We start from the raw sequence: 12,627 nt of genomic DNA on the forward strand, positions 1-12,627 counted from the left end.
CAACTCCTCGGCAGCGGGCCCCCGCGTCGCTGTGTCGATCGAACCTACATCACGTTTGCCAGAAAGTCGTAACAGTTGTCACGCTCTCGTCACATCCGAGGTGAACAAATCGCCCGTCGCAAACGTATATATACACATAACTCACCCTGCCGACGACACAGCGCTGTGGGAAGGTCTCGGCGGTGTAGGTGGAGGTCGGGAACTTGCTGCAACGAATCGCGTATACGGCCATCTCGGCACCGCGACGCATCCTTGCGATCGCGGTGCTGGTGGCGGTTGCCGCAGGCATCTTCGGCATCCCGGTCGCCGAAAGCCTGTCGTCCAGCGGATTCCAGGATCCGACCGCCGAATCCTCCAGGGCCACCGAGCTGCTGACCCAGAAGTTCGGCCAGGGCGACGTGCAGATGCTGGTGACAGTCACCGGCTCATCTCAGGCGCTCGACGGACCCACCCGTGCGGTGGGCCTGGACGTCGTGGACGAGCTGAAACGGTCGCCGCACGTCACGGATGTGACGTCCGCATGGACCGCGCCGCCCGGCGCATCGGCCGAACTGGTGAGCAAGGACGGTAAGTCCGCCCTGATCGTCGCCGGTATCAGGGGCAATGAGAACGACACGCAGACCTACGCCAAGGCGCTCGCCAACGACGTCACCGGAACCCGCGACGGCGTCACCGTGCGGGCGGGTGGGTTCGCGATGGTGAACGTCCAGCTGACCGAGCAGTCGCAGCGCGATCTGCTGTTGATGGAGTCGCTGGCGATCCCGTTCAGCTTCCTGGTGCTCGTCTGGGTGTTCGGCGGGCTGCTGGCCGCGGCACTGCCGGTCGGCGTCGGCATTCTCGCGATCCTTGGCTCGTTGTCGGTGCTGCGGTTGATCACGTTCAGCACCGACGTGTCGATCTTCGCGCTGAACCTGACCACGGCGATGGGCCTGGCGCTGGCGATCGACTACACGCTGCTCATCATCAGCCGCTTCCGCGACGAGCTGGCCGACGGCGCCGACCGGAACACCGCGCTGGTGCGCACCATGACCACCGCCGGGCGCACGGTGCTGTTCTCGGCGACGACGGTCGCGTTGTCGATGGCCGTGATGGTCCTGTTCCCAATGCATTTCCTCAAGTCGTTCGCCTACGCGGGGGTGGCGACGGTAGCGTTCGCCGCGGCGGCCGCCGTCGTCGTGACGCCCGCCGCGATCGTGCTGCTGGGCGACCGGCTGGATGCGCTGGATGTGCGACGGCTGGCTCGGCGGGTGTTCAATCGGCCCGAACCGGTGCACCGCCCCGTCGAGCAGCAGTTCTGGTATCGCTCAACGAAATTCGTGATGGCGCGGGCCATCCCCATCGGGCTCGCCGTCATCGCACTGCTGCTGTTGCTCGGCGCGCCGTTCCTCGGTGTGCGGTGGGGCTTCCCCGACGACCGCGTGCTGCCCAATTCGCTCTCGGCACATCAGGTCGGCGACCAGCTGCGAAACGACTTCGTCAACAACTCCGAAACCGAGGTCACCGTCGTCGTGCCCGACGCGCAGGGGTTGCCGCCGGCGGATCTGGAGGGCTACGCCGCGGCGCTGTCACAGGTGCCTGACGTCACGCAGGTGTCCGCGCCGGGCGGTACTTATGTCCACGGCGCCAAGGTCGGTCCACCCGCGGCGGCCACCGGTGTCGCCGACGGCAGCGCCTTCCTCACCGTCGGCAGCAGCGCGCCGCTGTTCTCCGACACCTCGGAGGCCCAACTCGATCGATTGCACGAGATCCCCGGACCCGCGGGCCGCGCCGTCGAGATGACCGGCACCGCCCAGATCAACCACGACAGCGTCGACGCCATCACCGAGCGACTACCGCTGGTGCTTGGGTTGATCGCGATCATCACGTTCGCGCTGCTGTTCCTATTGACTGGAAGCGTGGTCCTGCCGCTGAAAGCGGTGGTGTGCAACGTGTTATCGCTGACGGCCGCGTTCGGTGCGATGGTGTGGATCTTCCAGGACGGGCACCTGGGCGCGTTGGGGACGACGTCGACGGGCACGCTCGTCGCGAACATGCCTGTGCTGCTGTTCTGTATCGCATTCGGGTTGTCGATGGACTACGAGGTGTTCCTGATCTCGCGGATCCGGGAGTACTGGCTGGCATCAGGCCGGACCGACGCCGACAACAGCGAAAGCGTCGCCCTCGGCCTGGCACGCACCGGGCGGGTGGTCACCGCGGCCGCTTTGATCATGTCGATCTCGTTCGCCGCGCTGATCGCGGCGCAGGTGCAGGTGATGCGACTGTTCGGACTGGGCTTGACGGTGGCCGTGCTGGTCGACGCCACCCTGGTGCGAATGGTGTTGGTACCGGCCTTCATGCAGGTGCTGGGCCGATGGAACTGGTGGGCGCCCAAACCGCTGGTCCGGCTGCATGAACACATCGGGCTCACCGAAGGTGAGCCGCAGAAACGCCGAGTGGAAGGGCGAGTCAGTTGAATAGTTCAGTCACAGGGGGCGTTTACGGGACATGGGTCTCGTGAGCGTCATCGCGGGTGTGCACGGCGAACTGCCGCCACACCGCTACAGCCAACGCGAGATCACCGACGCGCTCATCGAACTCGGGGGCTGGGACCAGTACGCCGATGTGCTGCACAGCCTGCACAAGAGCGCGAAGGTCGACAGTCGTCACTTCGTGCTGCCGATCGAGGATTACGTCAGCCTCACCGATTTCGGCGATCTCAACGACACCTTCATCGAGCATGCGGTCAACCTGGGATGCGCGGCGGTGATGGGTGCGCTCGAGGAAGCGGGCCTGACACCCGGGGACGTCGACCTCATCGTGTCGACGACGGTCACCGGTATCGCCGTGCCGTCGCTGGACGCCCGCATCGCCGGACGGCTGGGCATGCGGCCCGACGTGCGACGGGTTCCGATCTTCGGATTGGGTTGCGTCGCAGGGGCGGCGGGCGTGGCCCGACTGCACGACTACCTGCGCGGCGCACCCGACGATGTCGCGGTGCTGGTGTCGGTGGAGCTGTGCTCCTTGACTCAGCGCGCCGATCCGTCGATGGCCACGCTGGTCGGCAGTGCCCTGTTCGGCGACGGCGCCGCGGCCGTGGTGGCCGTCGGCGACCGGCGTGCCGAGCAGATCCGTGCGTCCGGACCGGACATCGTCGATACGCGTAGTCACCTCTACCCCGACTCGCTGCGCACGATGGGCTGGGACGTCGGCGCCAATGGGATGAAGCTGGTGCTCTCGGTGGACCTGCCTGCGGTCATCGAGCGCTATGTCGGCGACGACGTCACCAACTTCCTTGGGGCGCACGGACTCAGCGTCGACGATGTCGGGGCGTGGGTGAGCCATCCCGGCGGCCCGAAGATCATCGAGTCGATCACCGAGGCGCTCGACCTGCCCGAGGATGCGTTGGAGCTGACGTGGCGGTCGCTGGCCGCGGTCGGCAACCTGTCGTCGGCGTCGGTGCTGCACGTGCTGCGCGACACCATCGCCAAGCAGCCGCCGAAGGGCAGCCCCGGCGTGCTGATGGCGATGGGGCCCGGGTTCTGCTCCGAGCTCGTGCTACTGCGCTGGCACTGACGTGAAGCGGTGGTACGTCCTGCTGATCGGTGCGGTCGCGGCCGAACGGGTGGCGGAACTGGTGGTGTCGCAACGCAATCTGGCGTGGAGCCGGGACCAGGGTGGTCGCGAGTACGGGGCCCGCCACTACCCGGCGATGGTCGTGTTGCACACGGGGCTGCTGGCGGGATGCCTCGCCGAGGCCGCGCTGCTGCGTCGCCGGTTCATCGGTCGGCTGGGCTGGCCGATGCTGGCGGTGGTGGTGCTCGCGCAGGGGTTGCGGTGGTGGTGCATCGCCACGCTGGGCCGGCAGTGGAACACTCGCGTGGTCGTCGTCCCAGGTGCTGAACGGGTGACATCGGGACCATATCGCGTTGTGCCACATCCGAACTACGTCGCCGTGGTGGCGGAGGGCGCAGCGTTGCCCTTGGTGCACTCGGGGTGGCTCACGACGATGGTGTTCTCGGTGCTCAATGCTCTTCTGTTGCGGCGACGGATCAGGGTCGAGAACGCCGCGCTGGAAAGCCTGACGTGATCGACCTTCTCGTCGCGGGCGGCGGCCCGGCGGGGCTGGCCACGGCGCTGCATGCAGCGCGCGCGGGGCTGTCGGTCGTCGTGGTCGAGCGGCGCAGCGGAGCCATCGACAAGGCGTGCGGCGAAGGGTTGATGCCGCACACGGTCCGCCAGCTGCAGCGGCTCGGGGTGTCACCGCACGGCAGACCGTTCGTCGGCATCCGATACCTGGACGGAACCCGCGCGGTCAGCGCTACATTCCGGTCTGACCAGGGCCGCGGTGTGCGCCGAACCTGCTTGCACACCGCACTTCTGGACGCCGCCACCGCCGCCGGTGTCGAAGTGGTGCAGGGCGACGTCGGTGCGGTGACACAGGATGAGACGTCGGTGTCAGCAAGCGGGATGCGGGCGCGGTATCTGGCCGCGGCCGACGGCCTGCATTCGCCGATCCGGCGGTCTCTGGGCCTGGAGCTCGCGGCGAAAGGCCCGCGGCGATGGGGCATCCGGCGGCATGTCCAAATCACGCCGTGGACGGATCACGTGGAGGTGCACTGGAGTTCGGGCGCCGAGGCGTATGTGACGCCGGTCGCCGATGACTGTGTGGGTATCGCCATCTTGTCATCGAAAAGGGGCTCATTCGATGATCACCTGCGCGAGTTCCCGGCGCTGTCAGATCAGGTGAGCGGGCACGCCCACGGACACGACATGGCCGCGGGCCCGTTGCGACAGAAGGTGCGCAGCCGCGTCGCGGGCAGGGTCCTGCTCGTCGGCGACGCGGCGGGCTATGTCGACGCGTTGACCGGTGAAGGGCTGGGCATCGCCTTCGGCGCGGCGGAGCTGTTGGTGCAGAGCGTCATCGCGGACCGCCCGGATGACTACGAGCGGCAGTGGCAGCGGATGTCACGGCGATACCGGCTGCTGACGGCCGCAGTGCTGCGGGCAAGCGAGTCTGCGACACTGCGCTCGCGCATCGTGCGCGCGGCGGCTGCGCTGCCGAAGGTGTTCGCCGGCGTCGTGAACCAGCTCGCCGAGTAAGACTCGCGAATCTGAATCTCTGCAGCGAAATCACGAGTAACGGCCTGCATAGGTTCAGACTCGGCGAGGGCGCGAGGTGAACCGAGGGCCCCGCGTCAGCGGCTGGCCGACGGCACCTCGGGGGCGACCGCCGGGCCAACCTGCTTGACGGCGCGGACGGTGATGCGAGCGCCACGCGCCGGCGTCATGATGACGTGCTTGAGCCGAACCTTCTCCCCCGGCGCGTCGGTGGTGCTCAGCTCCACGCGGCGCAGGATCTCGCGCAGCACGATGCGCATCTCCACCATCGCGAAACCCGCACCGAGACAACGCCGATTGCCGCCACCGAAGGGGAACCACGTCGTCGGGCTCAGCGTCGCGCCCACCATCCGGTCGGGATCGAACTTGTCGGGATCCGGGTAGACCTCCGGATCGGCGTGCACCGACGTGATGCTGGGGACCACCATCACCCCGGCCGGCAGCCGGTATCCCGCCACCTCGACGGGCTCCTTGAGGATGCGGCCCACATCGGGCACCACTGGTCGGATGCGCAGCGTTTCCTTGGCGATCGCGTCGAGGTGTTCGTCATCGCCGGCTTCGGCGGCGGCCACCGCCTTCGCCAACAGCTGCGGGTGGCGGGTCAACCGCTCCAATGCCCACGCCAACCCGGTGGCCGTGGTGTCGTGGCCGGCGACCAGCAGGGTGATCAGCTGATCGCGCAACTCCTTGTCACTCATCCCGCCCGCCTGGATCAGCATCGCAAGGGCGTCGGTGCGCTCGGCGAGGTTCGGATCGGCGCGGCGCTCGGCGATCTCGGCGTACAGCAGTCGATCCGCCTTCTCCATCGTGCGCGCAAACCGCCGCCACGGCCGACGTCCGAGCAGGCTCGGCTTCGCGATCGCCAACGACTCCCACGGGCCAACGCGCAGCAGGCGCGGCATCACCTCGCGCAGCGCCGCCAGTCGGGCCGGGTCGCTGGCGCCGATCACCGTCCGCAGAATCACCTCGAGCGTGATCTCCGACGTTTTCGGGGCGACCGCGAAGGGCCGTCCCACCGGCCAGCCCGCGATGTTCTCGGCGGCGATCTCCGCCATCAGGTCGGCCTGGCGCGCGACGGCGTCACGATGGAACGGCGCCATCATCATCCGTCGGCGGTCGCGATGGACGTCGTCGTCGATGACCAGCACGGAGCTGTCACCGAGCAACCCGCCCAGCATCGAATTGGCTTCGCCCGCATGGAAGATCCGCGGGTCACCGGCGAACACCGTCTTGATGGCGTCCGGGTCGGCCAGATAGACCATCGTGCCCATCATCGTGTTCCGCAGCGTGAACATCTTGCCGTAACGACGCCGGCAGGCCGCCACGAACGGCGCCCACCACCCCAACATCACGACGAGCTGTATTGCGCTGGGCACCTTTGGCCCGGGAGGCAGGCCATCGCGCGCTGTTGGACTCATGCCTAATACGGTACGTGCCGGGACCAGCGTGGGCAATAAGTTGGGCGCTTTCGATTGGGCGTGAGCAGCCCGGGAGGACACAGGCGGCGGACACAAGCGGCTAAGGTGTCGGCGAGTCGCACACCTGCGCGCCATATCCGAAAGATCCTTGATACATGCGAGTTGACGGACGGGACATCACCGTCTCGGGCAGCTTGCTGCAACCGTTGACCCGTCGGACCAACGACATCTTCCGCGTCGTGCTGTCCGCGGTGTTCCTCGCGGTCGTCATCACCAGCTCGGTGATCACCCGCAACGAGTGGGTGGCGTTGGAGCGGTCGGTCTCCGAAATCGTCGCCGTCCTCACGCCGACCCAGGCCAACCTGGTGTATCTCGCGTACGGCGTCGCGATCCTGGCGGCGCCGTTCGTCATCCTGGTCAGCCTCATCGTCGGCAGGCAGTGGAAGCTGCTCGGCGCGTATGCGGCTGCGGCCGCGATCGCCGGGCTGGCGCTGTCGATCACCAACGCGGGCTTCGCCGCCCCGCAGTGGCACTTCGACCTGTCCGACCGGCTCGACACGCTGCCCTCGCAGTTCGTCGACGATCCGCGCTGGATCGCGATGCTCGCCGCGGTGCTCACGGTGTCGGGGCCGTGGCTGCCCGCGCGGTGGCGACGCTGGTGGTGGGCGCTGCTGCTGGCGTTCGTTCCGATTCATCTCGTCATCAGCGCGATCGTCCCCGCACGCTCGTTGGTCGGGCTCGCCGTCGGCTGGTTCGTCGGCGCGCTGGTCGTGCTCGTCGTCGGCACACCCGGCCTCGACGTACCGCTCGAGGGCGCGGTGCGCGCGATGGCCCGCCGCGGCTGCGTGGTCTACGAACTCAAGGTGCTACGACCGTCGGGCGCCGGTCCGCTGATCCTGCAGGCCGCGTGCGAGAACCAGCAGACGACGGCCGTGATGGAGATGTACGGACCGCACCAACGCGGCGGCGGTGTGCTGCTGCAGCTGTGGCGCAAAGTGCGCTTCCGCGACCGGGAGACCGCGCCCCTGCACGCGTCGATGCGCCGCCTCGTCGAGCACCGCGCGCTGATGGCCATCGCGATCGGCCAACTCAAGGTCGCCAACATCGAGACGATCGCCGTCGCCGGGCTCGAGCGCGGCTGGACGCTGTACGCCCACACCCCCGCCCGCGGCACGCCGATCGGCGACTGCACGGCGGCCATTCCCGTCAGCCGGGTCTGGGAATCGCTGCGCGAACTCCACGACTGCCAGATCTCCCACGGAGACCTTCGCGCCAGCGAGATCACCGTCGACGACGCGGTGCTGTTCGGCGGATTCGATACCGCAGAGTACGGCGCCACCGAGGCGCAGCTGCGGTCCGATATCGCGCAGCTGCTGGTGACGACGACGCATCTCTACGACGCGCCATCCGCGGTGCGCGCCGCCATCGACGCCTTCGGCAAGAACACCGTGTTGACCGCATCGCGGCGTCTCACGAATGCGGCTGTGCCGCTGCGCATTCGGCAGTCCGTGGTCGATCCGAAGGCCGTCATCGCCGCCGCGCGTGACGAGGTGAAGCGGCAGACCCGCGTCGACGAGATCCGCACGGAGACCGTCACCCGGTTCACCCGCAGCCAGTTGATCCAACTGGTGCTGCTGATCGCGCTGGTTTACGTCGCGTACCCGTTCATCAGCTCGGTGCCGACGTTCATCACCGAGCTGCGCACCGCGAACTGGTGGTTCGCTCTGCTGGGGCTGGCGGCGTCGAGCTTGACGTATGTCGGTGCGGCAGCGGCGCTGTGGGCCGCCGCCGACGGTGTGGTGAAGCTGTGGGGCCTGATCGTCATGCAGGTGGCCAACAAGTTCGCGGCCACCACGACACCGGCGGGTGTCGGCGGCCTCGCGCTCAGCGCCAGGTACCTGCAAAAGGGCGGCGTCACCCCGATGCGCGCGACGACGGCGGTCGCGCTGCAACAGTCGGTGCAGGTGATCACGCACATCGTGTTGTTGATCTTCTTCAGCACCGCAGCGGGGGTGTCCGCCAACCTTTCTCGCTTCGTGCCGAGCGTCAACGTGCTGTATCTGGTGGGCGGCCTGCTGCTCGGCCTGATCGGCACGTTCCTGCTGGTGCCAAGATTGCGGCGCTGGCTGGCGACGTCGGTGCGACCGCGGCTGGAGGAAGTCGTCGGACACCTCATCGAACTCGGCCGCGAGCCAAGACGCCTCGCTGTGATCGTGCTCGGTTGTGCAGCAACGACTCTCGGGAACGCGTTCGCACTGTGGGCGGCGATCGAGGCGTTCGGCGGCGACACCTCGTTCATCACCGTGACGGTCGTGACGATGGTCGGCGGCACGCTGGCGTCCGCGGCGCCCACCCCGGGCGGCGTCGGCGCCGTGGAGGCGGCGTTGATCGGTGGTCTGGCCGCATTCGGCATGGCGGCGGCGACGGCCGTGCCCGCGGTGCTGCTGTATCGCGTGCTGACGACCTGGCTGCCGGTTTTCGTCGGCTGGCAGGTCATGCGTTGGATGACGAAGAACTCGCGAATTTAGTCCGGCGGGCCATACTGATCGGGTGCGTGAACTCAACGTCTTCGGCGCGGCGTTGGAGCCCTGCGGCACCGACCCGATGACCGGCTTCTACCGCGACGGCTGCTGTTCGACCGGCCCCCAGGATGTCGGCAGGCACACCATCTGCGCCGTGGTGACCGCCGAGTTCCTCGAGCATCAACGTTCCATCGGCAACGACCTGTCGACCCCGATGCCGCAGTACCGCTTCCCCGGCCTGCAACCCGGTGACCGCTGGTGCGTCACCGCGGTGAACTGGCTGCGCGCCTATCACGACGGGTGTGCGGCCCCCGTGGTGCTGGCATCCACCCATGAACGCACGCTCGACATCGTTCCGCTCGAGGCGCTGCAGGAGAACGCCGTCGACGTTCCCGACGACCTCGGAAGTCTTTGAGCGAATACTCTTCAGGTCGCCGCGGATCAGGAATACCGTGGCGCTATGGCAGACCAGACACCTGCAGTCATCGCCGATCATCCGCCGGAGAAGCTTCTCAAAGTGGCCAACCCGATGCTGCGGTTCCTGCTGGGCACCCCGCTGGCGGGGCCGCTGCGCAACCAGCTGATGGTGCTGAAGTTCAAGGGACGCAAATCGGGCCGCCCGTTCTCGATCCCGGTGAGCGCACACCACATCGACGGCACGTTGTACGCGATCGCGAACGCGGGGTGGAAGCACAACTTCACCGGCGGCGCCGACGCCGAGGTCGTGCATGGCGGAAAGACAACGAAGATGCACGGCGAGCTGATCTCCGACCCAGCAGTCGTCGCCGATCTCGCGCATCGCTGCGCCCAGTCCTACGGCGTCAAGAAGGCGCAGACGATGATGGGACTCAAGTTCCGCGACAACCAGATCCCGACACTCGACGAATTCAAAGAGGGCCTCGCCCGCGAGAAGATCGTCGCCGTCAAGTTCACCCCGATCTGATCCCATGCAGCTCGCGGGCAAGACCGTCCTGCTCACCGGTGCCACCGGCGGCCTCGGACGGGCCATCGCCGCCGCGCTCGCGGTCCGTGGCGCCCGGCTGATCCTCAGCTCGCGCAAGCAAGAGGAACTCGACGCGCTCGCGGCGTCGCTATCGGGCGATGGCCATCGCACGATCGTCAGCGACCTCGCCGAAGACGGTGCCTCAGATGCGCTGCTGGCTGAGGCGGGGGACATCGACGTCCTCGTCGCCAACGCCGCCCTGCCGGCATCGGGCACGCTCGACAGCTTCACCCCCGACCAAGTCAACCGGGCATTGCGGGTCAACCTCGAATCGCCGATCCAGATGACCCGCACGTTGATACCCACGTTCACCATGCGACGGTCCGGACACTTCGTCTATGTCTCGTCGCTGGCCGGCAAGGCCGCGAGTCCCGGCGGATCGCTCTATGCCGCAACGAAATTCGGCCTGCGCGGATTTGCCCTGTGTCTGCGCGATGATTTAGGGCCCGCCGGTGTCGGCGTCTCGGTGGTCTGCCCCGGGTTCATCCGCGACGCGGGCATGTTCGCCGAGTCGGGAGCAACGGCGCTGCCGTTCGTCGGCACCTCCGCACCCGAGCAGGTCGGCGACGCGGTGGTCACCGCGATCGAACGAAACCGCGGCGAGGTCACCGTCGCTCCGCTACGCCAGCGCGCGGTGGTGCAGTTCGCCATGAACGCGCCCGCGCTGGCCTCGCGCCTCGCGGGCGATCTGGCCGCCAAGACGACCGCCGAGATCGCTGCCGGACAGCGACACAAACGTTGATGACGCCGTTCAGGTCGTTCGGGCGACCACCTGCGGATACCGTTCTTGGTCATGTCCGCCGACAGTGACGAGCTGAACGCCGCGCGAGAGGCGTATTCCCGGGGTGATTGGCGCGCCGCCTACGAGCATTTCGGCCGCGCGGTCAAAACCGCGGAGCTGAGCACCGAGGACCTCTCGTCGTTCGGCATGGCGGCATGGCGGCTGGGCTACGGCAGCGAATCCATCAGGATGTCCGAAGAGGCCTTCAACCGGCTGGTGGCCGAGAACGACACGAAGAACGCCGCCATGAAGGCCGCCGATGTCGCACTGCAATGGCTCAACGGCGCAGACCAGACGATCACCCGGGTCTGGGTGAACCGCGCGCGCCGCCTGCTCGAAAATTCTCCCGAGGAAGAGGCGTTCGCATACCTGCTTTATGTGGAGTCGCAGCTGTCGGTCATCACGGGCGAGTTCGACGCGGGAGTGCAACGCGCCGAAGAGCTTCAGGAATTCGTGCGTAAGCGCAACTCGCCCGGGCTCACCGCGCTCGGCCTGACGGCGAGCGGCCTGTCGAAACTCCCTTTCGCCCGCACCGGCGAGGCGCTGGCCGAACTGGACGAGGCGATGATGCCGGTACTCGCGGGACAGGTTCCGGTGGACTGGGCCGGCGACATCTACTGCGCCGTGATTCACGAGTGCTACCGCCTCGGCGACCTGGGCCGCATGAAGACGTGGACCAATGCCATGGACAAGTGGCGCGAGAGCCCTGAGGTTGCCGCATCCTGGTACGGCACCACGTGCGAGGTTCACAAATGGCAATTACTCAGCGCCACAACCGATTACCGTGAGCTGGAGCAGCGGCTGGTCAATGCCCTCGACGCCATCGAGGATTTCCACGCGCCGACGTCGGGGGAAGGCCACTACGAACTCGGCGATCTGCGCCGGCGGATGGGTGATATCGACGGCGCCCGTGCGGCTTTCGCGAAGGCCCGCGAGATCGGCTTCGAACCCTTCCCCGGTGAGGCACTCATGAAGTGCCAACTCGGCGACGCCGACACAGCATGGAACGACCTGCGGATGCGGATGGATGCCGAGGAGGACGAGATCACCCGCCTTCGCTTCCTCCCCGCGGCCATCGAGATCGCACTGGCCCGCGGCCGCGTCGACGATGCCGACCAGCTGTGCCGCGAGCTCGAGGAGGGCGCCGAGAAATTCGACTCGCCGGGTTTCCGGGCCTGGGCGCGGCATGCCCGCGGGGCGGTGCTCGTCAAACAGGGGGCACCCGCCGAGGCGTTGCCGATCCTGCAGGACGCGCTGCGTCGGTACCGAAGCAACCAACGCCGCTACGAGATGGCGCAGGTATGCGAGTGGACGGCACTCGCCCGCGAGGCGGCCGGCGACAAATCCGGCGCCGCCGCCGACCGAGCCAATGCCGAATCGATCTACCAACAGCTCGGCGCTCAGCCGTGTCAGGCCTCTGAGGTTGAGCTGCCCGGTGGGTTGACGAAGCGGGAGGTCGAGGTGCTGGCCCTCATCGCGGGCGGCGCGTCCAACCGCGAGGTCGGAAAACAGCTGTTCATCAGCGAAAAGACCGTCGGCAGGCACCTGGCCAACATCTTCGCCAAGCTCGACGTGTCATCCCGCACGGCAGCTGCGGCGTGGGCTCACGAGCACAAGGTGCAGCCCACCGCCTGAAATCCCCGGCGTCGAGACTGCTAACAGATCGCGTTTCGGCGTTGATTCGCGATCTGTGCGCAGTTTCGGTGTGCCCAGCTAGGCGTCTGCATCATTTGACCCATAGGGCATGTAGCAAACACATCTTTCTCCCGATGTTCGGCCCTATATGAGGCCCATAGCTTTGTGATC

At 67.4% G+C, this 12,627-nt stretch carries 10 protein-coding genes; 9 read left to right on the top strand and 1 reads right to left on the bottom strand.

The window, feature by feature from the left end; translation table 11 throughout:
* The first annotated feature begins 203 nt into the window (after positions 1-203).
* From H7J93_RS01500 to H7J93_RS01515, 4 genes are read left to right on the top strand one after another with little or no spacing between them, the layout of a single operon-like run.
* Positions 204-2,453: an MMPL family transporter gene (locus tag H7J93_RS01500; protein WP_267304518.1), complete on the top strand. Its 2,250-nt coding sequence runs from the start codon at positions 204-206 to the stop codon at positions 2,451-2,453.
* Between the two features lie 40 nt (positions 2,454-2,493).
* Positions 2,494-3,552 carry a type III polyketide synthase gene (locus tag H7J93_RS01505; RefSeq protein WP_267304519.1) on the top strand — a complete coding sequence of 353 codons (1,059 nt, stop codon included), beginning with the start codon at positions 2,494-2,496 and terminating at the stop codon, positions 3,550-3,552.
* 1 nt (position 3,553) lies between these two features.
* Positions 3,554-4,066, top strand: a complete 513-nt coding sequence (locus H7J93_RS01510; RefSeq protein WP_267304520.1) for an isoprenylcysteine carboxyl methyltransferase family protein — start codon at positions 3,554-3,556, stop codon at positions 4,064-4,066.
* A complete protein-coding gene (locus tag H7J93_RS01515) occupies positions 4,063-5,079 on the top strand; it encodes an NAD(P)/FAD-dependent oxidoreductase (RefSeq protein ID WP_267304521.1) in 1,017 nt (338 codons plus the stop codon). The genes H7J93_RS01510 and H7J93_RS01515 overlap by 4 nt, the downstream gene beginning before the upstream one ends.
* Positions 5,080-5,174: 95 nt before the next feature.
* Here H7J93_RS01515 and H7J93_RS01520 read toward each other — a convergent pair whose 3' ends face one another.
* A complete protein-coding gene (locus tag H7J93_RS01520; RefSeq protein ID WP_267304522.1) occupies positions 5,175-6,515 on the bottom strand; it encodes a cytochrome P450 in 1,341 nt (446 codons plus the stop codon).
* A gap of 155 nt (positions 6,516-6,670) precedes the next feature.
* Here H7J93_RS01520 and H7J93_RS01525 point away from each other — a divergent pair, with 155 nt between their 5' ends.
* The 5 genes from H7J93_RS01525 to H7J93_RS29120 are packed head-to-tail and all read left to right on the top strand — an operon-like array spanning position 6,671 to position 12,456.
* Entirely contained in the window at positions 6,671-9,043 is a 2,373-nt protein-coding gene (locus H7J93_RS01525) for a lysylphosphatidylglycerol synthase transmembrane domain-containing protein (protein ID WP_267304523.1), read from the top strand.
* A gap of 22 nt (positions 9,044-9,065) precedes the next feature.
* Entirely contained in the window at positions 9,066-9,452 is a 387-nt protein-coding gene (locus tag H7J93_RS01530; protein WP_267304524.1) for a DUF2237 family protein, read from the top strand.
* A 45-nt stretch (positions 9,453-9,497) separates the two neighbouring features.
* Positions 9,498-9,980, top strand: a complete 483-nt coding sequence (locus tag H7J93_RS01535; RefSeq protein ID WP_267304525.1) for a PNPOx family protein — start codon at positions 9,498-9,500, stop codon at positions 9,978-9,980.
* A 4-nt stretch (positions 9,981-9,984) separates the two neighbouring features.
* On the top strand, positions 9,985-10,782 hold the full coding sequence (locus tag H7J93_RS01540) for an SDR family NAD(P)-dependent oxidoreductase (protein ID WP_267304526.1): 798 nt from the start codon (positions 9,985-9,987) through the stop codon (positions 10,780-10,782).
* A 51-nt stretch (positions 10,783-10,833) separates the two neighbouring features.
* Positions 10,834-12,456 carry a LuxR C-terminal-related transcriptional regulator gene (locus tag H7J93_RS29120; RefSeq protein ID WP_276021164.1) on the top strand — a complete coding sequence of 541 codons (1,623 nt, stop codon included), beginning with the start codon at positions 10,834-10,836 and terminating at the stop codon, positions 12,454-12,456.
* The last annotated feature ends 171 nt before the right edge of the window (positions 12,457-12,627 follow it).

Source organism: Mycobacterium barrassiae (assembly GCF_025822765.1).
GTDB lineage: Bacteria > Actinomycetota > Actinomycetes > Mycobacteriales > Mycobacteriaceae > Mycobacterium > Mycobacterium barrassiae.